Annotated in this window: 21 protein-coding genes; 10 read left to right on the top strand and 11 right to left on the bottom strand. The window is 63.7% G+C overall.

Translation table 11 applies throughout. The features are described from left to right. The first annotated feature begins 12 nt into the window (after nt 1-12). Nucleotides 13-1,734, top strand: a complete 1,722-nt coding sequence (locus NKI37_RS22260) for a SulP family inorganic anion transporter (RefSeq protein ID WP_023710372.1) — start codon at nt 13-15, stop codon at nt 1,732-1,734. An 18-nt stretch (nt 1,735-1,752) separates the two neighbouring features. On the opposite strand, the gene NKI37_RS22255 is transcribed toward NKI37_RS22260, so the two are convergent. Continuing rightward, nucleotides 1,753-2,610 carry an NHL repeat-containing protein gene (locus NKI37_RS22255; RefSeq protein ID WP_352789090.1) on the bottom strand — a complete coding sequence of 286 codons (858 nt, stop codon included), beginning with the start codon at nt 2,608-2,610 and terminating at the stop codon, nt 1,753-1,755. A 116-nt stretch (nt 2,611-2,726) separates the two neighbouring features. Between NKI37_RS22255 and NKI37_RS22250 the strand changes: the two genes are divergently transcribed. Further along, complete coding sequence (locus NKI37_RS22250; RefSeq protein WP_023710374.1) at nt 2,727-3,527, top strand: helix-turn-helix domain-containing protein; 801 nt, start codon at nt 2,727-2,729, stop codon at nt 3,525-3,527. A 174-nt stretch (nt 3,528-3,701) separates the two neighbouring features. Next, nucleotides 3,702-5,078 carry an adenylate/guanylate cyclase domain-containing protein gene (locus NKI37_RS22245; protein ID WP_023744871.1) on the top strand — a complete coding sequence of 459 codons (1,377 nt, stop codon included), beginning with the start codon at nt 3,702-3,704 and terminating at the stop codon, nt 5,076-5,078. Nucleotides 5,079-5,220: 142 nt separating this feature from the next. Here NKI37_RS22245 and NKI37_RS22240 read toward each other — a convergent pair whose 3' ends face one another. Together NKI37_RS22240 and NKI37_RS22235 are read right to left on the bottom strand one after the other, a co-directional pair. Beyond that, nucleotides 5,221-5,517, bottom strand: coding sequence for a YciI family protein (locus NKI37_RS22240; RefSeq protein ID WP_023834575.1), 297 nt, complete (start codon nt 5,515-5,517; stop codon nt 5,221-5,223). A 64-nt stretch (nt 5,518-5,581) separates the two neighbouring features. After that, on the bottom strand, nt 5,582-6,409 hold the full coding sequence (locus NKI37_RS22235; RefSeq protein ID WP_352514316.1) for an oxidoreductase: 828 nt from the start codon (nt 6,407-6,409) through the stop codon (nt 5,582-5,584). A 123-nt stretch (nt 6,410-6,532) separates the two neighbouring features. Between NKI37_RS22235 and NKI37_RS22230 the strand changes: the two genes are divergently transcribed. Further along, nucleotides 6,533-7,123: a TetR/AcrR family transcriptional regulator gene (locus tag NKI37_RS22230; RefSeq protein ID WP_023673283.1), complete on the top strand. Its 591-nt coding sequence runs from the start codon at nt 6,533-6,535 to the stop codon at nt 7,121-7,123. 7 nt (nt 7,124-7,130) lie between these two features. On the opposite strand, the gene NKI37_RS22225 is transcribed toward NKI37_RS22230, so the two are convergent. The 3 genes from NKI37_RS22225 to NKI37_RS22215 all read right to left on the bottom strand — a co-directional run bounded on the left by NKI37_RS22225 (nt 7,131) and on the right by NKI37_RS22215 (nt 9,494). Continuing rightward, complete coding sequence (locus NKI37_RS22225) at nt 7,131-7,931, bottom strand: C40 family peptidase (RefSeq protein ID WP_352789085.1); 801 nt, start codon at nt 7,929-7,931, stop codon at nt 7,131-7,133. 41 nt (nt 7,932-7,972) lie between these two features. Next, nucleotides 7,973-8,911 carry a CHAD domain-containing protein gene (locus tag NKI37_RS22220; protein ID WP_023692978.1) on the bottom strand — a complete coding sequence of 313 codons (939 nt, stop codon included), beginning with the start codon at nt 8,909-8,911 and terminating at the stop codon, nt 7,973-7,975. Between the two features lie 85 nt (nt 8,912-8,996). Next, nucleotides 8,997-9,494: a CYTH domain-containing protein gene (locus tag NKI37_RS22215; RefSeq protein WP_023681278.1), complete on the bottom strand. Its 498-nt coding sequence runs from the start codon at nt 9,492-9,494 to the stop codon at nt 8,997-8,999. 92 nt (nt 9,495-9,586) lie between these two features. Between NKI37_RS22215 and NKI37_RS22210 the strand changes: the two genes are divergently transcribed. From NKI37_RS22210 to NKI37_RS22195, 4 genes are read left to right on the top strand one after another with little or no spacing between them, the layout of a single operon-like run. Next, on the top strand, nt 9,587-10,291 hold the full coding sequence (locus NKI37_RS22210) for a CerR family C-terminal domain-containing protein (protein ID WP_352789082.1): 705 nt from the start codon (nt 9,587-9,589) through the stop codon (nt 10,289-10,291). After that, complete coding sequence (locus tag NKI37_RS22205; protein WP_023681280.1) at nt 10,288-11,241, top strand: HlyD family secretion protein; 954 nt, start codon at nt 10,288-10,290, stop codon at nt 11,239-11,241. The genes NKI37_RS22210 and NKI37_RS22205 overlap by 4 nt, the downstream gene beginning before the upstream one ends. Further along, entirely contained in the window at nt 11,238-12,158 is a 921-nt protein-coding gene (locus NKI37_RS22200; protein WP_023701945.1) for an ABC transporter ATP-binding protein, read from the top strand. Before NKI37_RS22205 ends, NKI37_RS22200 begins: the two co-directional genes overlap by 4 nt. Next, on the top strand, nt 12,155-13,291 hold the full coding sequence (locus tag NKI37_RS22195) for an ABC transporter permease (RefSeq protein WP_023681282.1): 1,137 nt from the start codon (nt 12,155-12,157) through the stop codon (nt 13,289-13,291). The genes NKI37_RS22200 and NKI37_RS22195 overlap by 4 nt, the downstream gene beginning before the upstream one ends. 4 nt (nt 13,292-13,295) lie before the next feature. Here NKI37_RS22195 and NKI37_RS22190 read toward each other — a convergent pair whose 3' ends face one another. From NKI37_RS22190 to NKI37_RS22180, 3 genes are read right to left on the bottom strand one after another with little or no spacing between them, the layout of a single operon-like run. Further along, nucleotides 13,296-13,895, bottom strand: a complete 600-nt coding sequence (locus NKI37_RS22190; protein ID WP_023692979.1) for a DNA-3-methyladenine glycosylase — start codon at nt 13,893-13,895, stop codon at nt 13,296-13,298. Nucleotides 13,896-13,912: 17 nt separating this feature from the next. Continuing rightward, nucleotides 13,913-14,293 (bottom strand): nuclear transport factor 2 family protein, encoded by a 381-nt coding sequence (locus tag NKI37_RS22185; RefSeq protein ID WP_023681284.1) that lies wholly within the window; start codon nt 14,291-14,293, stop codon nt 13,913-13,915. A gap of 8 nt (nt 14,294-14,301) precedes the next feature. After that, nucleotides 14,302-15,279 (bottom strand): threonine ammonia-lyase, encoded by a 978-nt coding sequence (locus NKI37_RS22180; RefSeq protein WP_023673293.1) that lies wholly within the window; start codon nt 15,277-15,279, stop codon nt 14,302-14,304. 197 nt (nt 15,280-15,476) lie between these two features. On the opposite strand from NKI37_RS22180, the gene NKI37_RS22175 reads away from it, so the two are divergent. Both NKI37_RS22175 and NKI37_RS22170 read left to right on the top strand, forming a co-directional pair. After that, nucleotides 15,477-17,498: a hydantoinase/oxoprolinase N-terminal domain-containing protein gene (locus NKI37_RS22175; protein WP_352789078.1), complete on the top strand. Its 2,022-nt coding sequence runs from the start codon at nt 15,477-15,479 to the stop codon at nt 17,496-17,498. 133 nt (nt 17,499-17,631) lie between these two features. Further along, entirely contained in the window at nt 17,632-19,803 is a 2,172-nt protein-coding gene (locus NKI37_RS22170; RefSeq protein ID WP_352789076.1) for a malate synthase G, read from the top strand. A 205-nt stretch (nt 19,804-20,008) separates the two neighbouring features. On the opposite strand, the gene NKI37_RS22165 is transcribed toward NKI37_RS22170, so the two are convergent. Together NKI37_RS22165 and NKI37_RS22160 are read right to left on the bottom strand one after the other, a co-directional pair. Continuing rightward, nucleotides 20,009-21,541, bottom strand: coding sequence for a YifB family Mg chelatase-like AAA ATPase (locus NKI37_RS22165; RefSeq protein WP_352595211.1), 1,533 nt, complete (start codon nt 21,539-21,541; stop codon nt 20,009-20,011). 250 nt (nt 21,542-21,791) lie between these two features. Next, the gene (locus tag NKI37_RS22160) at nt 21,792-22,856 is read right to left on the bottom strand and encodes a glycosyltransferase (RefSeq protein ID WP_155921611.1); all 1,065 of its coding nucleotides are present in this window, start codon (nt 22,854-22,856) and stop codon (nt 21,792-21,794) included. Between the last annotated feature and the right edge of the window lie 96 nt (nt 22,857-22,952).

The following is a 22,952-nucleotide window of genomic DNA, read 5'->3' as shown; positions in this document are numbered from 1 at the left end:
GGAAGGCAGTCCATGGATCAGATCCGGCGGGCAGTGCATCAACCGGCCCAGAAGTCGGCAAAGCCGACATTTTCAGAGCTGTTCACGCCCAAGCTGGTGACGGTCTGGCGCGAAGGTTACCGCCTGCCGCAGTTCAAGGCCGACTTCATGGCCGGGCTGACCGTCGCTATTGTCGCGTTGCCGCTGTCGATGGCGATTGCGATTGCTTCGGGCGTGACGCCGGAGCGCGGCCTGTTCACCGCCATTGTCGGCGGCTTCATCGTCTCGGCGCTCGGCGGCAGCCGCTTCCAGATCGGCGGCCCGGCCGGCGCCTTCATCGTGCTGGTGGCGGCGACGGTGCAGCGCGAAGGCGTCGACGGACTGCTGCTGGCGACGATGATGGCCGGCATCTTCCTGCTCGCCATCGGCTATCTCCGGCTCGGAACCTATATCAAATTCATCCCTTACCCGGTGACGGTCGGCTTCACCGCCGGCATCTCGATCATCATCTTCTCCGGCCAGATCGTGGAACTGTTCGGGCTGAGGCTTGCCGGGCCGGAGCCCGGGCCGCTGCTGCCGAAGCTGATGGCGATCGGCCACGCGGCCGGCACGCTCAATATCTCGGCAACGCTGGTGGCGGCGCTGACCATCGCCACCATCGTCGGGGTGAAGCGCTGGCGGCCCGGCTGGCCGGGCATGCTGATCGCCGTCGGACTGGCCTCCCTTGTCGTGGCGCTGCTTTCGCTGCCGGCGGAAACGATCGGCACCCGCTATGGCGGCATTCCGCGCAGCCTGCCGTTGCCGGCACTGCCGGGACTCAACCTCGACAAGGCGATTGCGGTGCTGCCGGATGCGGTGGCTTTTGCGCTGCTCGGCGCCATCGAATCGCTGCTCTCGGCCGTGGTCGCCGATGGCATGACCGGGCGGCGTCACCGTTCCAATTGCGAACTGGTGGCGCAAGGCTTTGCCAACATCGCGTCTGCCCTGTTCGGCGGCATCTGCACCACCGGCACCATCGCCCGCACCGCCACCAATGTGCGGGCCGGCGCGCATGGGCCGGTTTCCGGCATGCTGCATTCGCTTTTTCTGCTGGTCTTCATGCTGGTGGCCGCACCGCTGGCCAGCTACATCCCGCTTGCCGCCCTTGCCGGGGTGCTGGCGGTTGTCTGCTGGAACATGTTCGAGAAGCAGGCCTTCGCCACGTTGCTGCGCGCTTCGCGCGGCGATGCCCTGGTGCTGATGGCAACCTTCCTGATCGTCGTCTTCCGCGACCTCACCGAAGGCATCGTCGTCGGCTTCGCGCTAGGCTCGATCCTGTTCATCGACCGCATGGCCAAGTCGATCGCCGTGGAGGCGGATTTGCCGCTGGTGCAGGACGATGTCGCCGACAGCAGCGGCCGCGCCTACGATGCAAGCGAGGCAAGCGACGCCGACACCGTCGTCTATCGCATCTCCGGCGCCTTCTTCTTCGGCGCCGCCTCTACTGTCGGCACGGTGCTCGACCGCATCGCCGACCAGCGCAAGAACTTCATCCTCGATTGTTCGGCGGTGCCCTTCTTCGATTCCACCGCGGCCAATGTCATCGAGGGCGCGGCGCACAAGGCGAAACGCGCCGGCGTGCGTTTCATCATCGCCGGCGCCTCGCCGCAGACACGGCGCATGCTGATCAACCACGGCGTCAAGCGGCCGCTGGTGACCTTTGCCGCTTCGATCAAGGATGCGCGGGCGCAACTCAAAGCCGTGCCCGTTGGCTGAGCCGGCAAATGTGCGCCGTCAGTCCAGGCTCAGCACCGCGATCTCGCCCTCGTTCATCAGCGGCACGAAAATCCGCGTGCCGTCTGTGCCGATATCGGCGCTGCCCGGCTTGAACTGCTCTACAGCCTCCGGCGCCTCGCCGACTTTGTACCGATAGAGCGTGCCGGTCATGAAGGCGGTGGCGTAGATGCTGTCGCCGATGGCGACGACGCCGTCGAGGTCGGCAAAGTTTTGTGCGCCAGGCAGCGGCGTCACGGCTTTCGTCGCGAGATCGACCGACAGCAGGCCCCCGGGCGCGGCAGTGCTGAAGTCCGGCTTGATGCCCTTGCCCCAGGACGCCACGATCAGCCGATCGCGATCGGCAAAGATGCCGTTGGGTGCGGCGAGCTTCGCATCCTTCACGAACAGTTCCGGCTTGTCGCCGTCAATGCGGTAGATCGCATCGGCCAGCATGTCGGTGACATAAACCTTGCCCGAACTGTCCGATGTCACGTCGTTGAGGAAAACGGCGCCGGGCACATCGATCGTCGAGATGAGCTTGCCGCTGGCGACATCGACGATGCGCACCTTGGTGATGTCGGCGACGTAGAGCTTGCCGCCAGAGATCGCCGAGCCCTTCGGTGCATCCATGCCGGCGGTCCAGTGCCGGCTAACGACCTTGCCGTCCAGCGACAGCACCGAGAGATAGCCGTTGCCGTCGGCCTCCCCGGGATTGCCGACGATGTTGGAGACGATAATGCGATTGTTGGCGGCATCGAACAGCGCCGATTCGGGTTGCTCGAAGCCCGAGGCGCGCCAGAGTTCGGCGGCCTCGGCCGCAGGCACGAGCGCGATACCGAAGGCGGCGAGACAAATAAAGGGGATGAGGGTTTTCATGGCCAGGTCTCCTGTGGTGGATGGCGGAGAGCTAGGAGTTCCGATACTTTTCCGGAAGGGCGATTGCCGCTAGTATCGAAACGCGATACCAAATCGCGAGAAAAGAGGTGCATTCCATGAACGGCCTGATCTTCGAGGCGCTGAAGCGGACGCTGAAGGCCAAAGGCGTCACCTATCGTGAGCTTGCCGGGCGGATGGGCGTTTCCGAGCCGACGGTGAAGCGCATCTTCCACGAGCGCAACTGCAAGCTCGACCGTCTCATCGGGATCTGCGCTGCCGCCGGCGTCGAGCTGGAAAACGTGCTGGGGTCGATGAACCGGGGGCCGGGACCGGTCAATCGCATCGCGCCGGAGATCGAGCGCAAGCTCGCGGGACGGCCGGCGCTGCTGTTCATCTTCGTCATGCTGTCGGAGAAGTTCACGCCCGAAGGCGTCATGCGCTCGCAAGGCTTGAGCGAAGCCTCGATGTTCCTTTATCTGCGCGATCTCGAAGCGCTCGGCCTGATCGCATTGGGCGGCGGGCTGTCGGCACGGCTGCTGGTCGACACACCGATCCAGTGGAATTTCGAAGGGCCGCTCAGGCCGCTGTTCGAGATGACAAACAAGAATTTCATCGGCTGGGCGATCACCCATCTGGAGCGGGAAGCGACCTTCGTCTCTTTCTCCAGGCGGATGCGGCCGGAGACGGCGGAGATGGTGAAGCGCGAGGCGGAGGAACTGGCCGAGCGCGCCAAACTGCTCGCCCATCACGACCAGCACACGACGCCGGAAGACGGGCTGACCGGCTACAAATGGACGTTTGCTTTTGGCGCAACCCCGTTTCCGGCGATCATGCCGATCGGCCCGCACCCCAGGGATGCCGGTGCGTCCGACCGGCCCACCGCTCCGGCAAAGGGACGCCGCCCGTTGCCGGCCTGACTGGGCCATCATCCGAGCAGGATTGCATCTGGCGGCTGAGCTTGTCGCGCTCCAGTCCGGAGGTGCTTCAAAAATGAAGCCACATTCATGATAGAGTTCGCGCGCTGATTTGCCAGACTGTACGGGGCGGGTTTGCCGAATGCGTGACCGTCCCCGCAAAATCGAAGTGATCCTATGCCGACCGCGCCAACACTTGAACTTCGCCGCTATTCGCGCCTGAAAAATTTGCGGGAGCGGGCAGAACGCCAGGGTGCTGCATTGCAGTTCTGGGCGCGCACGGCATCGCTCGCCGTGATCTCCTGCTTCTTTTCCTTGATCAGCCGCTGGGATGCCTCGCTGCTCTTCGTGCTGGCGGGCCTCGCGCTGTTCCAACTCGTCGGCCTGATCCAGTTTCGCTTTGCGCGCCGTCGCAACGCGCCATGGTGGATCGGTTACCTCGTCGGTACGCTGGACATCATTCTGTTGACCGTTCTGCTGGTAACGCCCAACCCGTTTTCCCTCGAGGTCGCGCCGGCCGCGATGCAACTGCGCGAGGGCAGCTTCAAATTCCTGCTGATTTTCGTATGCCTTGGCGCGCTGACCCTTTCGACACGATTGGCGCTCTATCTCGGCGCGCTCGCGGCCTTGACGTGGACGATCGGGGTGGGATGGGTGGTTTTTCATGCGGGAACCGTCATTCCGGCAACGAACCTCTATTCGCTGCCGCTGACAGAGCGACTGAATCTCTATCTCAACCCCAATTTCGTCGATACGTTCGCGCAGGCGACCAATGTGTTGGTTGTGCTGATTATCGGCGCGATCATGGCGCTGGTCGTCTCTCGTTCCCGACATCTGTCGGAAGACTATGTCAAGGCGGAGCGCGCCCGCGCCAATCTCGCCCGGCATTTTTCGCCCAATGTCGTCGACCAGCTCGCCACGGATGACGAGCCCTTCGGCCCGGTCCGCCGGCAGGATATCGCGGTGCTGTTCGCCGACATCGTCGGCTTCACACACTATTCCGAGGATCATCCGGCCGAAGCAGTGTTCGAACTACTGCGTCAGTTCCACCGTCGCATGGAGCAGGTCGTTTTCGACCACCATGGCACCGTCGACAACTATATCGGCGATTGCATCATGGCGACCTTCGGGGTTCCGCAAGCCAGCCATGACGACGCAACCCGGGCCATCCGGTGCGCTGAAGCGATGATCGCCGCTATCGAAGACTGGAATGTCCAGCGTGTGTCCAGAGGATATCCGCCGCTGGACGTTCGGATCGGTGCACAATATGGCGCCGTCGTCCTCGGCGCGGTCGGCAGCGAGCGCAACCTGTCCTTCGCGGTGGTGGGCGACACCGTCAACGTCGCCAGCCGTTTGCAGGCGCTCTGCCGTGAGCTTCAGGCGAATATTTGCTTTGGGTCACGACTGATCGAGGCCGCGAAGGCGGAATCGCCAACGACACGGTTGAATGCGCGCGATCATGGGCCGGTGAGCATCCGCGGCCGGGACGAACCGGTCCATATCTGGGTCGAACACAGAGCCGAAAACCAGGGCGCCATTGCGGTTTCGGCGTGATGCCGGCCGCCATGTGAGACGCCTGCACCTCGGCAGGATGGACGCCAGAAACCTCGACTGGATCGCGCCCGCCAGCGTGCGCAAAGCTGGCCCCTTCGAGAGCGACTTTCGCTGCCGCATCGATGCGGTTTGGTCGAAATGGTTAGCCGTGCGTTTTCAAATGCAGCATCGGATGGTGTTCGTAGTGCCCGGCGCCATTCTTCACGATCGGGTCCTCCGAGGTGATCGCCTCTATGTCCAGATCATCGGCAATCCGATAGAGCGACACCCCATAACCGCCAGCCGGGTCCATCACGGGGCCGTGCGCGACGATAAGCCTCTTTTCAAGCAGGTCATCCAGGAATGCTCGGTGCTGCTTCATCCACTCTTCCTCATCGGTGGTCATCGTTGCCAGAAAGTCGGAACGCGGCGGAATATATTTGCACAAATAGGACTTCATTCGTCGCTCCTCGGCGAAAGGAGGCTCGCCTGCCGGACTGGCCTGGCCATGCCTTGATTTTAGATCAATCGGCCACGCCCATCTGCTTGCGGAAGCTCTTGTCGAACATGTTTTCGGGCACGAAGCGCCGCATGAAGCGAAGACGGCCTGCCGTTTTGCCAGGCGTATAGCGCATGCTCGGCGTCTTTTCGGTGGCTGCCTGTACCACTTTGTCGGCCACCGCTTCCACCGGATCGCCGCTCGCGATTCTGTTGCGCCAGGTCGAATTCATGGCTGAGCGCCCCTGTTCGTAGACGCCGGAAATCCGGTCAGGCTGTTCGGCGTTCTCTTCCAGTCCGGTGCGGGTGAAGGCGGGCTCGACAAGGGAAACCCTGATGCCGAACGTTCGAAGTTCGTGATCGAGCGACTCGGAATATCCTTCGACTGCGTGTTTGGTGGCGGTGTAGAGGGCGGTGAATGGCCCCGGCAGGAAACCGGACACCGAACTGATGTTGATGATCCGGCCCTCGCCCTGTCTGCGCATGATGGGCAGCACTTCATTGGTCATGCGAACGATGCCGAAGACATTTATGTCGAACAGGCTTTGGGCTTGAGCGACCGATGATTCCTCGGCGCCGCCGATCAGGCTGCGGCCCGCATTGTTTACCAGTACGTCGATCCGGTCGGCGAGGGCGACAACTTGCTTGATGGCGTCTCTGACGGACCCATCATCGGTGACGTCGCAAGGGACCATGTGAATGCCCTGACGCACTTCGTTGGGCGCAGCTCGGCGGCTGGTGCCGAACACGCGATACCCCGCCCGGATGAGCGCAAGTCCGGCCGCATGCCCGATGCCACCCGAAGCGCCGGTGATCAGCGCGATCTTCTCGGCGCGCGACTGAACTTGTGTCATCTCAACTTTCCTGCCTAATGATTATGATCGTAATCATTGGGTGATAATGACCGCCATAATCATTGTCAAGCGCCTCCGCCACGTCTTATATGTCGATCATCATCAATAGAAGAGGATGCGGTCGTGAAGGTGAGCAAGGAGATGGTCGAGTTAAATCGAGAGCGGGTCATCGATACCGCCGCAAAGCTCTTCCGCGAACAAGGGATCGACGGGATCGGCATTGCCGATCTGATGAGCGCGGCCGGGCTTACCCACGGAGGCTTCTACCGACAATTCAAGTCGAAGGACGACCTCATCGTTCAGGCCATGCAGCGGGCCTTCAGTGACATGAGCGCCGATCTATCCGCCCGGCTCGCTTCGACCGATACTCCGTTTGAGACGCTGGTGCGCCACTACATCTCGGACCATCATCGCGACAATCCGGGGCACGGATGCAGCCTCACCGCACTGGCGGCCGATGCCGCCCGGCACGACGATCCAGCGCTTCGATCGTTCTTCGGAAGCATCGTCAGCAATTATGTCGCGTTGATCATTTCACTCCTGCCGGGAAGCGACCCGGCCGCGAAGCGGAGTGCCGCGATCGCATTCCTAGCGGAAATGGTCGGATCGGTGATCCTCTCCCGCGTCGTGCCCGATCCGACGCTTTCCGCTGAGATCATCGACACTGTCTCGAATGATCTCATAGGGCGCCACTCGCCATCGGCGCCGGTTTGAATGGTTGCTATTCGGCGGCCTTCGCCTCAGCGGCCCTATCTTCCCAGGTCACCGCCCGGTAGTCGAAACCATATTCCAGCGTCGGTTTGACGATGCGGAAGAATGGTGACAGGTCGAAGTCGCGCGGCGTGTAGAGCGAGTGGTGGCGGATGTGCAGGATTTCGCGGCGCGAATAGTTCGACTGCGCCGAGGCGCGGCCGGGCGCGCGGGTGATCTCGGGCAGGATCGGGTAGCGGATCTCGCCATAGGCTTCGGCGATCAGCGTCGAGCAGATGGCGCGGGTCGGATCGCCGGAACCGAAAGCCAGCATGCGGCGGCGCCAGCGCACCGGCACCGGTGGCGTCGGCAGGAAAAAGCGCAGCATGTCGAAAATGTTCTTGAGATCGTATTTCAGGCCGAGCTTGCCGATCATGAAGGCGACGACATGGTCGCGGTCTTCCGGGGTCAGCCCGCTCGCCCGGCAGATACGGGTATTGTAGGTGCAGTAGCGCGACAGCGGCACGGCGACACAGCCTTCGCCGAGCGTGACTTCGATCAGCCGACGCCGTTCCGATCCGTCCTCCGGCTCGGACAAGGCATCGCCGGTATAGAAAGCCGCATGCGACCAGGTCGACTGTGTCAGGTATTTGATTGCCGCCGAGATCTTCTGGTTGCCTTCGATGAGCAGGATGTCGCCGGGCTCGAGCGTGCGCCGCAACGTCTCGGCGTCGGACGGCGTGTAGGGCTCATAGCCGGAGGATTCGTCCTGCAGCCGGCCGGCAAGCCAGCGGCCAAGGCGGTCGAGAAGCGTGTCGCGCGGCGCGGTCATGGCAAAGTGTGACTAGCACGAGGTGACGTCCTCGGCCATGATCAACCGACCGGGACCTCTTCCGACGATGCCGGGCCGGCGAGGTCGTCGCGCGCATTGCGCGCGAGTTTCTTCGTCGAGCGCTTGGGGCTGTCGCCGAACAGCTCGGCCGCTCCGGCAAGGCAGCTCTTCTTCAGGCTTTTTTCCGAGCGCTTCAAAAGCTTGCCAAGAAGCCTTGTGTCCTGCGCATCGCCGAGCGGCTCACCGTCGGCCTCGAGCAACACGCGCATGACGAAGACGTCGTGCAGTTCGCCGAGTTTTTCGCCAAGTTCATCAACTGCCTTGCACCGCACCTTGATCGGCGTCGGCCACAGCCGGCCGAGCAGCGACAAATGCATCGAGTGGGTCTTGGCAGCCTTGCGCAGATCGTGGAAATCCTCTGCTTCGCCGCGCGATCCCGCCCGGTCCAGCGCCTTCCTGGCCCGGCGCAAGGTCTTGCGAGCGCCTTCCGCAAGCACATCGGCTGCATGCTCAGGCAGATCGGGGAGCAGCAGCCGCTCGATCCGGATCAGGCCTTCCTCGCAGGCGGCCGTGGCCGCGCCTATGGCGGCGTCGAGACCAGCCCCGGCATGCATTTCATGCTGGCGAGCGATAAGCCGGTCGCGCACGCTGTCGAGGCCGCCGCCGGCAACCTGCTCGGGAAAGGCGGCTGCCAGCCGGTCGACGGTCTCGACCAGCGCGGTCGCCTCGCGCGGCCCGGCAAGCAGCGCCGCCACCTGACGGTAGCATTGGTTCTCAGTCCGACAGAATGTTTCATTTCCGGAACGGACCAGCCGCAGCAAGGCGCGCGCGCTCTTCAGCCGCTTGCGGCATTTGTGCAATGCCTGCTCCGGCTGGTCGCGCGCGACGGCCAGATGGGCAAGCGCCTTGCCGATCTCCTCGCCAAGGATACGCCTGACCTCGCCGGTCAGCGGCAGGCGCGGATCGATGCGAAAGCTCATGCGGCGATCTCCGGAATCCCCCTAGAGCATGATGCCGAAAAGGTGAAGCGGTTTTCGGACGACATCATGCTCCATCTCTTTTGATTTAGAGCCGGATTCCGATTTTAGGTCGACCCGACCTAAAATCATCCGGCTCTAGGGCGAGCGACGCGTTGTAAAATCTCTGCTCGCCGGTCACTTCGCGGCCGAGCCAATCAGGCAGCATTTCGTCAGGTACATCCTCCGGCGTCTCCAGTTCGGCCACCACAAGGCCGGCTAGGATCCCGCCGAAAACATCGACTTCGTAGAGATAGCCGCGATGCCTAACATGGTGGCGTGTCTTCTCGATGACATGTCCGATGGCGAAGGCCAGCATCTCCTCGGCATCAGTCAGAGGAATTTCATATTCGTATTCGTCGCGCTCGCGGATCTTGCTGCCGAATTTAAGCGTCAGCTTCGCCGAACTGCCGTCGCTGATGCGTACGCGCACGGTGCGGCCAGGTGCTGCGGCAAGGTAGAACTGGCGAATGCGTATATTCGCCTCGGCCATTTCCAGCCATTCGGCGCTGGAGACCAGGAACTTGCGTTCGACTTCCTTGCCCATGGCCGCGCACTAAAGCGTCTGCGGCTCGACATGGCAAGCGGCCGTAGATAATCAATTTGACTTTAATCAATCGATTGATTAAAGAGGCCGACATGATCAAATCCGCGCCCGACAAAATGCCCCGCCAGGAGACATCGCCCGCCGAGCAGACGCGCGCCGCACTGGTGCTGGCCGCGCTCAAACTGTTCGGGCGGCAGGGCTTCGACGGCACCTCGACGCGCGAGATCGCGGCGGAGGCGAAGGCCAACATCGGCTCCATCGCCTATCATTTCGGCGGCAAGGAAGGGTTGCGCGCGGCCGCCGCCGACCACATCGTCGAGACCATCCAGGCGGTTGCTGGCCAGGCGCTCGGCGGCATGCAGCTGCAAGGTCAAGCCAGTTCAGAGACGGCGCGGGCGCAGCTCTCGACCGCATTGGAGCGGATGGTAGGATTTATCGTCGCCCGGCCGGAGGCGGGCGATATCGTACAATTCGTACTTAGAGAGTTGTCGCATCCGACGGCCGCCCTCGACCGCATCTATGACGGGGTGTTCGAACCGACGCATCGCCGCCTCTGCCAGATCTGGGAACAGGCGACGGGCGAGCCGGCCGAAAGCGAGGCCACCAAGCTCGTGGTCTTCACGCTGATCGGCCAGGTCATCTATTTCCGCATCGGCCGCGAAGCAGTGATGCGTCGTATGGGCTGGCGCGAGATCGGTAACGCCGAAGCCGCCAAGGTGGTGGCGGCGGTCACAAGCAATCTTGGCGCCATACTGGCGGCCCGAAATCCGGTCGCCCGCAAGGAGGGCAAGCGATGAGTTTTCTCTGTTCCCTGCCGCTCGCGGCCCAGCTGTTCGGCGCCTGCGCGCCGGCAGCGCCGCTTGCCGTCGGCTATGTCGAGGGCGACTATGTCTTGCTGGCGCCGATCGAAGTGGCGCAGGTCGAGACCGTCGCGGTCAAGCGCGGCGACCGTGTTGTATCAGGCACGCCGGTGGTGACTCTCGAAAGCGCCGACGCAAAAATCGCCGTCGCCCAGGCAGAGGCCGCGCTCGCCCAGGCGCAGGCGCAGCTTGCCGACCTGCAGATCGGCAAGCGGCCGGAGGAGATCGCGGTGCTGAAGGCCGAGGTCGACATGGCCAAGGCCCAGGCCACGGATGCCAAGCGCAAATACGACCGCGCCGCCGACCTGTTCAAGCGCGGTGCCGGCACGCAGGCCGACTACGACACGGCCGCCGCGACGCTGGAGACCGCCAATGCGCAGGTCGGCCAGGCGCAGGCCAACCTCGCCGTCGGCGGTCTGCCTGCGCGTCCCGAAACGATCAAGGCGGCAGACAATCAGGTCAAACAGGCGCAGTCGGCGTTGGAACAGGCTGAGTGGCGGTTGTCGAAGCGCGTGCTGGCGGCACCTTCGCCCGGCCGCATCAATGACGTCATCCGCAATTCCGGCGACACCGCCGGTCCGACCGCGCCTGTCATTTCGATGTTGCCGGACGGTGCGGTGAAGCTCAGCGTCTATGTCCCGGAAAGTGCGTTCTCGTCGATCAAGGTCGGCACGCTGCTTGTCGTCCATTGCGACGGCTGCGGGCCGGAGGTGAAGGCGCGCGTCAGCTATGTCTCGCCCGACCCGGAATTCACCCCGCCGGTGATCTACTCGCTCGAGAACCGGCAGAAGCTGGTCTACCTCGTCGAGGCGCGGCCTGAGGGCAAGGCGCAAGCGCTGCAGCCGGGACAGATCGTCGATGTCGAGCTGGCGGCCTCCGCAAAATGAACGCCATCGACGTTCATGGCCTGGTCAAGCGTTTCGGCGACAAGACTGTCGTCGACCATGTGACGATGACGGTGGCCGAGGGCGAGATCGTCGGCTTTCTCGGGCCCAACGGGTCCGGCAAGACGACGACCATCCGCATCATGTGCGGCCTGCTGACGCCCGACGAGGGCGAAGGTAGGGTGCTGGGTTTCAACATCCGCACCGAGTCGCTCCGCATCAAGCGCGAAGTCGGCTACATGACGCAGAAATTCTCGTTCTACGAGGATTTGACGATCGGCGAGAATCTCGAATTCGTGGCGCGGCTCTACCGGCTGAAACCGGTCGAGGAGCATGTGTCGAAAACGCTGGAAGAGCTTGGCCTGACGAGCCGCCGCAACCAGCTCGCCGGCACGCTGTCGGGCGGCTGGAAGCAGCGGCTGGCACTGGCCGCCTGCATCATGCACAAGCCGAAGCTGCTGCTGCTCGACGAGCCGACCGCCGGCGTCGATCCGAAGGCGCGGCGCGAATTCTGGGACGAGATCCACCGGCTGGCGAGCGGCGGTCTGACCGTGCTGGTGTCCACCCACTACATGGACGAAGCCGAGCGCTGCCACCGCATCAGCTACATCTCCTACGGCAAGATGCTGGCCACCGGCACGGTGGACGAGGTGGTGACGAATGCCGGTCTGACCACCTTCGTGCTGCAGGGACCGCGCCTCGACCAGGTCGCCGATGCACTCAGGGACCGGCCCGGCGTCGACCAGGTGGCGCCGTTCGGCGCGACGCTGCATGTCGTCGGCTCCGACAAGGCAAAGCTCGAAAAGGCGCTCGCCGATGTCGAGAAGGAGCACAAGGGCGTCAGCGTAAAACCCGGCGAGACCAGCCTCGAGGACGTCTTCATTCAGTTCATGTCCGGCTCGAAGGACAATATGGCATGAACAGCGTCTTCTCCTTCGCCAGGCTCGGTGCGCTGCTGATCAAGGAATTCATCCAGATGCGGCGCGACCGCATCACCTTCGCCATGATGCTGGGCGTGCCGCTTTTGCAGCTGGTGCTGTTCGGCTACGCCATCAACAACGATCCCAAAAGCCTGCCTGCCGCACTGGTGGCGACCAGCAATGACCCCTACACCCGCGCCATTGTCGCGGCCCTGCAGACGACCGGCTACTACCGCTTCGACCATGTTGCGCAAAGTGCCGAGGCTGCCGAATTCCTGATGGCGCGCGGCGATGTCGCCTTCGTCGTCACCATCCCGGCCGATTTCGGCCGCCGGGTGGAGCGCGGCGACAATCCGCAGATACTCATCGAGGCCGACGCCACCGACCCGGCCGCCGCCAGCGGCGCCATCTCGACGCTAAGCAAAGTGGCCAGCCAGGCGCTGCTTCGGGCGCAAGGCATGCAGGAGGCGGCGAGTGAGGCCGCCAGGGGCCAGCTCGATGTGGTGGTGCACCAGCGCTACAATCCGGAAGGCATCTCGCAATACAACATCGTGCCCGGCCTGCTCGGCGTCATCCTGCAGATGACCCTGGTGATGATGACCTCGATCGCGCTGACCCGCGAGACCGAGCGCGGCACGATGGAAAACCTGCTCGCCATGCCGTCCAGCCCGTTCGAGATCATGCTGGGCAAGGTGCTGCCCTATCTTGTGGTCGGTGGCGTCCAGGTGGTGGTGGTGCTGGCGGCGTCGAAGCTCTTGTTCGCCATCCCCTTCACCGGTTCCATGTCGCTGCTGCTTACAGCCGTATTGGTGTTCGTGCTGGCGCTGGTGCTGCTTGGCTACACCATCTCGACCATCGCCCGCACGCAGATGCAGGCGCTGCAGCTGACCTTCTTCTTTTTCCTGCCGTCGATCCTGCTGTCCGGCTTCATGTTCCCCTATCGCGGCATGCCGGGCTGGGCGCAGACCTTCGGCGAGATTTTTCCGCTGACGCATTTTCTGCGCATCACCCGCGCGGTGATGCTGAAGGGCGCCGAACTGCCGGCGGTTGCGGGCGAGATCGCCTGGCTGGTCGGGTTCGTGGCCTTGTTTGCCGGCGTCGCATTGGTGCGGTTCAGGCGCACGCTCGACTGAGCGTTCAGGAATTGAGCGATCGCGGACCGCTGACGAACGGACTGCCCCTGACATAGAACCGCAGCGGGCGATCCGCATCCTTCGTGATGCCGATGCGGATGCCTTGGCCGATGTCGCCGGGCTCGTGCTCGTCGGCTGCCAGCCATAGCGGGCCTTGGCGGCACAGATCGAGGCCGTCCAGCGAACGGTCGATCCGCAATGCCTGGGCGAGCCGTCCCGGCCCGCGCGCCACGTCGCGCAGGCGTTCGACGCCCCGGTTCTGCCGCATGATGGCAATGCCTTCGAGCGGCTCCAGCGCCCGGATCAGCACACCGGTGCCGGTGCCTGGCCCCTCGCTCGAAACATTGAGCATCCAGGAGACGCCATAGGCGAGATAGACATAGGCGTGCCCGGCCTCAAGAAACATCGAACGGTTGCGCGGCGTCATCCCGCGATAGCCGTGACCGGCGGCGTCGCCGGTGACATAGGCCTCGGTCTCGACGATACGGCCGCCGACGATGCCTTCCGGCAGCTCCCGCACCACGAGCTTGCCGATGAGATAGCGGGCGAGATCGGCCGTATCATCAGGCAGTTCGGCACGATCGAGCGGATGGTGGCCGGTCATGCTACCGCCGCCGTGTTTCAAGGTATCCGTTCGACCCATTGCGCGCGCGACTGCCCCGGCTCGAACGGATCGCCGAAATACTGGGTCTCGCGAACCACTTTGCCATCGACGAACTCCATGATGCTCACCGTATAGGACGGAATCCCGTCATAGGTCAGGACATATTCGGTGATCCAGAGGTCGCCTGACCCGGTGATCCGCCGCACGGCAAAGCGCTTCCGGTTGGGCTGCGTGGCGCGCGACGACTGGATGTTGTGCCGTCCGCTGATGCGCTCGCCTGATTGCGGATAATCGAGCACCGCGTCCTCGCGATAGATCTGATGCTCCGTCTCGAGATCATTGGCATCGGAGGCAGCCCAATGGCGATCGAGAGCCGCCCTTATCTCAGCGTCTGCCATATCGGTTCTCAGGCCGCGGCCATGATCTCGGCATAGGTGGTGAAATCGACATTGCCGCCTGACAGCACGACGGCGACGCATTTGCCCGACAGTTCGATCTCGCCTGACGAGAGCGCCGCCAGCGCCACGCAGCCGCCGGGTTCGACCACCAGCTTGAGATGGGCCATGGCGTCGCGCACCGCCTGTGCGGCCGCCTTGTCGGAGACGGCGATGGCGCCGGCGAGGTTCTTGCGGTTGATCTCGAAGGTGATGGCACCGGGCTCTGCGGTGAGGATGGCATCGCAGATCGAACTGTGGCCGGGCTCGTTGGAAACCCTTTTTCCTTCGATCAGCGAGCGGCGGGTGTCGTCGAAATGCTCGGGCTCAACGGCCCAGACTGCTGTGGCCGGCGAGGCATCCTTGACGGCGATCGAAATGCCGCTCGTCAGGCCGCCGCCTCCACAGGGAATGACGACCGCATCGAGGCTGACGCCGAGCGCTTTTGCCTGGCGCATCAGTTCGAGACCGATCGTGCCCTGGCCGGCGATGATGGCCGGATCGTCGAAAGGAGGCACCAGCACCATGCCCTTGTCCATGTAGGGTCGCACCACCGTCATGCGGTCGTCGCGAAAGCGGTCGAACGGCACCACTTCTGCGCCCATCTTGCGAACATTGGCGATCTTCATCGCCGGCGCGTCGGCCGGCATGGCAATGACCGCCTTGACGCCGAACATGGCAGCCGCCGCGGCGACGCCCTGAGCATGGTTGCCTGAGGAGAAGGCGACGACGCCGCGGCTGCGCTCTTCTTCGCTCAGCGAAGACAGTTTGTTGTAGGCGCCGCGGAATTTGAACGAGCCGGTGCGCTGCAGCGTCTCCGGCTTGAACAGGATGCGGCCGCCGAAGCGTTTGTTGAGTTCCAGCGATTCGATCAGGGTCGTTTCGGCGATCAGGCCGGAGAGCCGCGCGGCGGCGGCATGGATGTCGGCGATGCCGGGAAGCGTGGTCATGGCGAAGTCCTGAAAGGGATGAGATCGGCGCATGGTGCACGCAAAGGCAGGCCACGCACCAATGAAAAAATGTGACCGTTACAAAGTTTGGGGGGCATGAGCGGCGACGAGGGTCAAACTGGCCCACCCCTCCCGCCTTTATCCGCCGGGCCGTATCGGCTAAGGGCGGGGGGAAGCAGAATTCCGGACCGCCAGAAATGACCGCCAAGCCAAAACCCCTGTTTCTCGGTATCGACACCGGTGGCACCTATACCGATGCCGTGCTGTGGTCGGAACAAGGCGGGCCAAAAGGCAAGGTGCTGGCCAAGGCCAAGGCGCTGACGACGCGGCACGATCTTGCCGTAGGCATTTCCGGCGCGGTCGATGCGGTGCTGGAAAAATCGGCCACTGATCCGGCCGCCATCAAACTCGTGTCGATGTCGACGACGCTCGCCACCAATGCGCTGGTCGAGGGCCAGGGTGGGCGTGTGGCGCTCATCATGATCGGCTTTTCCGAAGGCGACCTTGCCCGCGACGGGCTGAAGACGGCGCTCGGCACCGATCCGGTGGTGTTTTGTCCGGGCGGCCACGACGTGCACGGCAATGCGGCCAAGCTCGATCTGTCGGGTCTGGAAGCGGCGATCCCTGAACTCGGCGCCTCGGTGTCGGGCTTTGCCGTGTGCGCCTATTTCGCCACCCGCAACCCGGCGCATGAACTCGCCGCGCGCGACCTCATCCGCGAAAAGACCGGCCTGCCGGTGACCGCCAGCCATGAATTGTCGGCCAAGCTCGGCGGTCCGCGCCGCGCACTCACCACCTTGCTCAACGCCAGGCTGATCTCGATGATCGACCGGCTGGTGGCGGCAACCGAAGGATTTTTGGAAGCCCGCAACATCGTAGCCCCCCTGATGGTGGTGCGCGGCGATGGCGCGCTGGTTTCGGCGGCGTTTGCCCGCCAGCGGCCAATCGAGACCATCCTCTCCGGCCCGGCCGCCAGCCTGGTCGGCGCCCGCCACATGACGGGCCTGGACAACGCCATGGTGTCCGACATTGGCGGCACCACCACCGATGTCGCCGTGCTCGACGGCGGCCGTCCTCGGCTCGATCCCGAAGGCGCCACTGTCGGCGGCTTCCGCACCATGGTCGAGGCGGTCGCCATGCGCACCTTCGGCCTCGGCGGCGATTCCGAAGTGGCGCTGGAAGATGGCGCGCTCAACCCGAAGATCCTGCTCGGGCCGCGTCGCCTGGTGCCGCTGGCGCTGGCCGGCCTTATGCATCGCGAGGCCGTGACCTCGGAACTCGAGCGGCAGCTGCGGGCGCCAAACCCCGGCCGCATGGATGGCCGCTTCGCGCTGCGCACCGGCGTGCCGGACAGGCTCGCCGCCGGCCTGACCGCGCCCGAGGCGAAACTGTATGAAATGATTGGTGCCGTGCCGCTCGCCATCGACAGGCTGCTCACCTCGAACGCCCAGAACGCCACGCTGAACCGGCTGGTCTCGCGCGGTCTTGTGCATATCTCGGGCTTCACCCCCTCGGACGCCGCCCATGTGCTCGGCAAGCAGGCCAACTGGGACCCGCTTGCGGCCCGGCTCGGCGCCGAACTGTTTGCCCGCAAGCGTGATGGGCGAGGCCAGTACATCGCGCCGTCTCCGGAGGTGATTTCCGAACGCGTGCTGCTGACGCTCACGCGCTGGTCGGCCGAATACATTCTGGAGACAGCCTTTGCCGAAGACGGGCTGGATGGCGCCGCCACCGTCGCACATGCGCTGGTGCAGCGCGCCGTCGATTCCCATCCCGGCATCGCAAGGCTCAGCGTCGCGCTCGATCGTCCGGTCATCGGCCTCGGCGCCTCGGCGCCGCTGCACTATGCCGGCTTGGCCGAGCTGGTCGGTAATGAGTGCGTGGTGCCGGAGGATACCGACGTCGCCAACGCACTCGGCGCCGTCGTCGGCCAGGTCCGCGTCTCGGCCGAAGCCCGCGTCAGCCAGCCCAAGGAAGGTTTGTTCCGGGTCGCGTCGGGGCAAACGGTGCGCGACTTCACGGACGAGGCCAAGGCGATCGCGGCAGCGGAGGCTGATGTGCGGGCGATCGTAGCCGAGCGGGCGAAGGATGCCGGCACGGATAATGCCGAGATCGACGTTTCGACCGAGTTCAAGGTGTCTACCGTTGAGGCCCAACGGATGTTTATCGAAGCGCATGTGGTGGCGGTTGCATCGGGTCGGCCGAGGATTGCGGTTTAGGTAATCTCCCCCCTTGGGGTCCCCTTGGGGGGAGATCAGCAGCTTCAAAATCCCCGCCTTCACCCTAAGCTGAATTGACCCTTCACCCCTGACATGCCAAAGGCCGCAAAGCCTTTCATCTGGAGAAGCCCTGATGACCGATCGCGTCGAGATCGCCGGATTGCGGATTGCCCGCGAACTGCATGACTTTGTCGGCGAAGCGCTGCCGGGTACCGGTATTGCCGCCGACGCCTTCTGGAACGGCTTTTCGTCCATCGTCCATGATCTCGCGCCGAAGAACCGGGCGCTGTTGGCCAAACGCGACGCCATGCAGGAACAGATCGACGCCTGGCACCGCGCCAATGGCGCGCCCATCGATATGGAGACCTACAAAAGCTTCTTGCGTGAGATCGGCTATCTCGTGCCCGAAGGGCCGGCCTTTTCCGTGTCGACCGACAATGTCGACCCCGAGATCGCCACCGTTGCCGGGCCGCAGCTGGTGGTGCCGGTGATGAATGCGCGTTATGCGATCAACGCCGCCAATGCCCGCTGGGGCTCGCTCTACGATGCGCTCTACGGCACCGACGCCATTGCCGAGACCGGTGGCGCCGAGAAGGGAAAAAGCTTCAACCCCGTGCGCGGCGCCAAGGTGGTTGCCTGGGCGAAGAGTTTTCTGGACGAGTCCGTGCCGCTCACCTCGGGCAAATGGGCCGGCGTGAACGGGCTGACGGTTTCGGGTGGCACCTTGCGGCTCGGCGCCGGCGCCGGCGGCACCACACTGGCCAACCCGAAACAATTTGCCGGCTACCGCGGCGACGGCGCCAACCCGGAAGCCATCCTGCTGGTCCAGAACGGCCTGCACATCGAGATCCTCATCGACCGCACCAACCAGATCGGCCGCACCGACCCGGCCGGCATTGCCGACGTGATCCTGGAATCGGCGCTGACCACCATTCAGGACTGCGAGGATTCGGTCGCGGCGGTGGATGCCGAGGACAAGGTCATCGTCTACCGCAACTGGCTCGGCCTGATGAAGGGCGATCTGGCGGAGGAAATCAGCAAGGGCGGCAAAACCTTCACGCGCAAGCTCAATCCGGACCGCGCCTGGACCGCGCCCAGTGGTGGCGCGCTGAGCTTGCCTGGCCGCTCGCTGATGCTGGTGCGAGACGTCGGTCACCTCATGACCAATCCGGCCATCCTCGACCGCGATGGCAACGAGGTGCCGGAAGGCATCTTGGATGCGGCGATGACGGCGCTGATCGCGCTGCACGATGTCGGCGCCAACGGGCGTCGGATGAATTCCCGCGCGGGCTCGATGTATGTGGTGAAGCCGAAGATGCATGGGCCGGAGGAAGTCGCCTTCGCAGTCGAGATTTTCGACCGCGTCGAAGCGCTGCTCGGTATGGCGGCAAACACCATCAAGATGGGCATCATGGACGAGGAGCGGCGCACCACCGTCAACCTCAAGGAGGCGATCCGCGCCGCCAGGGAACGCGTCGTGTTCATCAACACCGGCTTCCTCGACCGCACCGGCGACGAGATCCACACCTCGATGGAAGCCGGCCCGATGATCCGCAAGGGCGACATGAAGCAGGCCGCCTGGATCTCCGCCTATGAGGCGTGGAATGTCGATATCGGGCTCGAATGCGGGCTCGCCGGTCATGCCCAGATCGGCAAGGGCATGTGGGCGATGCCCGATCTGATGGCGGCGATGCTGGAACAGAAGATCGCGCATCCCAAGGCCGGCGCCAGCACCGCCTGGGTGCCGTCGCCGACGGCGGCGACGTTGCACGCCACGCACTATCACAAGGTCGATGTCCATGCCGTCCAGGCGGCGCTCAAGAGCCGGCCGAAGGCGAAGCTCGATGATATATTGTCGGTGCCGGTGGCGGTGCGGCCGAACTGGACCCCCGACGAGATCCAGCGCGAACTCGACAACAATGCGCAAGGTATTCTTGGCTATGTCGTGCGCTGGATCGACCAGGGCGTCGGCTGCTCGAAAGTGCCCGACATCAACGATGTCGGCCTGATGGAAGACCGCGCCACGCTGCGCATCTCCTCGCAGCACATCGCCAACTGGCTGCACCACAAGGTGTGCTCGCAGATCCAGGTGATGGATTCGCTGCGGCGCATGGCAGCGATCGTCGACCTCCAAAATGTCGGCGACCCGCTCTACCGCCCGATGGCCACCGATTTCGACAATTCCATCGCCTTCCACGCCGCCTGCGACCTGGTGTTTAGAGGCCGCGAACAGCCGAATGGCTATACGGAACCGGTGCTGCACGCACGGCGGCTGGAGCTGAAGGCGAAAGAGCGGGCGAATTAGCGCCTGCATTTCCCTCCCCCTTGAGGGGAGGGTGGCCCGAAGGGCCGGGTGGGGTCCTGCGTGAAGTGCGGCGACTCCCTTCGGACGACACTACAAGCAATGTCATTGCAGAGGCCCTTTCTCGGCTCGGCTCCAAAAAGATCGACCATTCTTCGGCGACCCCCACCCTGCCGCTTCGGGGCCACCTTCCCCTCAAGGAGGAGCGTTACGCCGCCTGCGCCACCCGCTCCGACATCATGCGGTAGGAAATCGCCTCGGCCAGGTGAATGCGGCCGACGGTTTCTCTCGCTTCGAGATCGGCCAGCGTGCGCGCCACTTTCAGCACCCGATGATAGGCGCGCGCGGAAAAGCCGAGCTTTTCGCTGGCGTCCTTCAACAGAGACAGGCCGGCGGCATCCGGCATCGCGATGTCCTCGATAACAGAAGGCGAGCAATGCGCGTTGGTGGTCGCGCTGGTCACGCCGAGCCGCTCGAACCGTTCGCGCTGGATGGTGCGGGCGCGCGCGACGCGCTGCGCAACGGCGGCACTTTTCTCCGCCCGATCCGGCCGGATCAGATCGGCGGCCGAAACCGCAGGCACCTCGATCCTGAGATCGATGCGGTCGAGCAGCGGGCCGGAAATGCGCGCCTGGTAGTCGGTGCGGCAGCGCTCACCGCGCAGGCAGCGATAGCCGGGCTCGCCGGCCATGCCGCAACGGCACGGGTTCATCGCCGCCACCAGCTGGATGCGCGCTGGATAGGTGACGCGGTGGTTGGCGCGCGCGATCATGCAGTCGCCGGTCTCCAGTGGCTGGCGCAGCGCATCCAAGGTCTGCGGCGTGAATTCGGGAAACTCGTCGAGGAACAGCACGCCGTTATGGGCAAGCGATACTTCGCCCGGCCGCGCCCTGATGCCGCCGCCGACCATTGCCGCCATCGAAGCCGAATGGTGCGGGGCGCGGAACGGCCGCCGGTCGGTGAGCTTGCCTTCGCCGAGCTCGCCGGCCACCGAGGCGATCATCGAGACTTCAAGAAGTTCCTTGGGCGCCAGTGGCGGCAGAATTGAAGGCAGCCTCTGCGCCAGCATCGATTTTCCCGAGCCGGGAGGCCCGACCATCAACAGATTGTGGCCGCCGGCCGCCGCCACTTCCAGCGCCCGCTTGGCGCTTTCCTGGCCCTTGATGTCTGAAAGGTCGGGCAGGTCGCGGGCCGAGACATGGATGCCGGGCTCGGGCCGCGACAGCACCTGCGTGCCGCGAAAATGATTGGCGATGGCAATCAGGCTGCGCGGCGCCAATATGTCGAAATCCTTGCCCGCCCAGGCCGCTTCCGGCCCGCAGCCGAACGGGCAGATCAGGCCCTTTCCCTCGGCATTGGCGCCGATCGCCGCCGGCAGCGCGCCGGCGACCGTGGCAATGGTGCCGTCGAGCGACAATTCTCCGAGCACGACATAGGAGGCCAGCATGTCGCCCGGAATGGCGCCGAGTGCAGCCATCAGGCCGAGCGCGATCGGCAGGTCGTAATGGCTCCCTTCCTTAGGAAGATCGGCAGGCGCCAGGTTGACCGTCACCTTCTTCGACGGCATCGACAGCCCCGACGCATGCAGTGCCGCCTGCACGCGCTCGCGGCTTTCGGCCACCGCCTTGTCGGCCAGCCCGACGATCTGCATGCCGACCTTGCCCGGCGCGATCATCACCTGGACATCGACCGGTACGGCCTCGATGCCCTGGAAAGCAACCGTGCGAACCCGCGCCACCATCTTGCTCTGCCCCCGGATATCGGCTCGCCTCGGCCTTGTGGTTCAGACCGCGAGCGACGTCAGGACAAGACAACCATAGATTTCAGGCCAAGGCAAGAACATTACAGGAACATGCATTCGTGGTGGCTGCAGCGCGCTGTGCCGGTTGCAAAAAAGGAAGATGGTCAAGCAAAATGGAACGGCTGCTCCGCCTCCTCGACCGCGTTTAACAAGGGCGACTAGGCCCTTCGGCGATCTGAGGGTGTTGCTTCTAAGCGGTGATGAAGGCATCGACCGAACCTGAAAGCGATCGATCGATCGCGACCTGCGGTGGAAGCCACTCCATGACAGGATATCTGAAAGGCCAAGGCAGGGCGATCCGGCGCGAAGAGCCGCTCTCCAGAAAAATCTCGTTTACAAGGTCTATGAACCGCCCGCGGTCTCGTTCGATTCGTTTCAAAGTTTGCGAACGAATGTAATCCCGGGGAATTCGTCGCTCCTTCAGCGCTAAGACAGCCTCCGCGATGGATCGAGGATCGGGTGGAACTGTGAGCGAATAGTCGTCATCCAGATAAAGGTCTCGGCCGCCATGGTTCGGCGTCGTGACCACTGGAAGGCCCGCGAGAAGATATTCCGTGCTGGCGAACATTGGTCCTTCCAGGTGAGAGAGACAGATTCCCACGGCTGCACGATTTAGATGCGTGTTCACCTGAGCCGGTGCCAATCGGACAGGCTTGCCGGTGCCGTCAAACTCGTTGATAAAGACGTGATGCGGCGCGAGCTCCCTATGCCGATTTATTCGCGCTCTTTCCGACTCCGTCGTGGAGGATCCGCTTGAATCTCGATAGAAGACAAATGCGCAACGCTGGATGCCAAGCGACAAGTCATGGCGCTTCCACGGAGCCAGCTGCGCATTGTAGATTGCATCAAATTCTACAGGGACGTCATCGAGAGGCCTGAATATGTGTTCGGAGGTTGTTGACGTCTTGTTGTGCAGGACGGCGGCCTCGCCGGACTGATTCAACAGATCAGCCTCGGCCTGAGTGTTGGATAGGAAGATTAGCGAGTGACGGGGGTTCTTGAGTCTATGCAGAACGGCATAGGTCCGGATGGTTTTGACGCTAGCACTGTTTTCGATGGACCAGGTTGGCGAGATGAGAAACCAGGCGCGGTGGCCGCGTGGAAGGAAAGGCATATGACTTGCTAATCCGAGCGGCGTACCGGACATTCCCGAATAGGATATGAACGGATCGTCCGACAGCAAACTGGCCTGAAGAGCAGGTTGCGACTTCGCGGAAGGGTGCCCTTTTCTGAGGTTGTGGCCATGACGCAGCATGGCTCTGACAATCTCGAATTTGGTAGGAGGGCGATACCCGTGCTGTAGGGTCAACATGCGGCAATTGCGATCTTGAGTGCGGAGAAAAACTCGCTT

This window comes from Mesorhizobium sp. M0626, from assembly GCF_040320665.1.
GTDB lineage: Bacteria > Pseudomonadota > Alphaproteobacteria > Rhizobiales > Rhizobiaceae > Mesorhizobium.
The sequence above is the reverse complement of the archived record's forward strand: the minus strand, read 5'-3'. Positions and strand labels throughout refer to the sequence as shown.

Excerpts from the sequence above, each read along its gene's own strand:
- NKI37_RS22180 (WP_023673293.1), bottom strand. The coding sequence starts at position 15,279 with ATGACCACGCTTCCCGGCATCGCCGACATCCATGCCGCCGCCGCGCGG.
- NKI37_RS22250 (WP_023710374.1), top strand. The coding sequence starts at position 2,727 with ATGAACGGCCTGATCTTCGAGGCGCTGAAGCGGACGCTGAAGGCCAAA.
- NKI37_RS22215 (WP_023681278.1), bottom strand. The coding sequence starts at position 9,494 with ATGGGCAAGGAAGTCGAACGCAAGTTCCTGGTCTCCAGCGCCGAATGG.
- NKI37_RS22260 (WP_023710372.1), top strand. The coding sequence starts at position 13 with ATGGATCAGATCCGGCGGGCAGTGCATCAACCGGCCCAGAAGTCGGCA.
- NKI37_RS22190 (WP_023692979.1), bottom strand. The coding sequence starts at position 13,895 with ATGACCGGCCACCATCCGCTCGATCGTGCCGAACTGCCTGATGATACG.
- NKI37_RS22165 (WP_352595211.1), bottom strand. The coding sequence starts at position 21,541 with ATGGTGGCGCGGGTTCGCACGGTTGCTTTCCAGGGCATCGAGGCCGTA.
- NKI37_RS22200 (WP_023701945.1), top strand. The coding sequence starts at position 11,238 with ATGAACGCCATCGACGTTCATGGCCTGGTCAAGCGTTTCGGCGACAAG.
- NKI37_RS22205 (WP_023681280.1), top strand. The coding sequence starts at position 10,288 with ATGAGTTTTCTCTGTTCCCTGCCGCTCGCGGCCCAGCTGTTCGGCGCC.
- NKI37_RS22160 (WP_155921611.1), bottom strand. The coding sequence starts at position 22,856 with ATGCTGCGTCATGGCCACAACCTCAGAAAAGGGCACCCTTCCGCGAAG.
- NKI37_RS22175 (WP_352789078.1), top strand. The coding sequence starts at position 15,477 with ATGACCGCCAAGCCAAAACCCCTGTTTCTCGGTATCGACACCGGTGGC.
- NKI37_RS22195 (WP_023681282.1), top strand. The coding sequence starts at position 12,155 with ATGAACAGCGTCTTCTCCTTCGCCAGGCTCGGTGCGCTGCTGATCAAG.
- NKI37_RS22220 (WP_023692978.1), bottom strand. The coding sequence starts at position 8,911 with ATGAGCTTTCGCATCGATCCGCGCCTGCCGCTGACCGGCGAGGTCAGG.
- NKI37_RS22185 (WP_023681284.1), bottom strand. The coding sequence starts at position 14,293 with ATGGCAGACGCTGAGATAAGGGCGGCTCTCGATCGCCATTGGGCTGCC.
- NKI37_RS22240 (WP_023834575.1), bottom strand. The coding sequence starts at position 5,517 with ATGAAGTCCTATTTGTGCAAATATATTCCGCCGCGTTCCGACTTTCTG.
- NKI37_RS22235 (WP_352514316.1), bottom strand. The coding sequence starts at position 6,409 with ATGACACAAGTTCAGTCGCGCGCCGAGAAGATCGCGCTGATCACCGGC.
- NKI37_RS22210 (WP_352789082.1), top strand. The coding sequence starts at position 9,587 with ATGATCAAATCCGCGCCCGACAAAATGCCCCGCCAGGAGACATCGCCC.
- NKI37_RS22170 (WP_352789076.1), top strand. The coding sequence starts at position 17,632 with ATGACCGATCGCGTCGAGATCGCCGGATTGCGGATTGCCCGCGAACTG.
- NKI37_RS22225 (WP_352789085.1), bottom strand. The coding sequence starts at position 7,931 with ATGACCGCGCCGCGCGACACGCTTCTCGACCGCCTTGGCCGCTGGCTT.
- NKI37_RS22245 (WP_023744871.1), top strand. The coding sequence starts at position 3,702 with ATGCCGACCGCGCCAACACTTGAACTTCGCCGCTATTCGCGCCTGAAA.
- NKI37_RS22255 (WP_352789090.1), bottom strand. The coding sequence starts at position 2,610 with ATGAAAACCCTCATCCCCTTTATTTGTCTCGCCGCCTTCGGTATCGCG.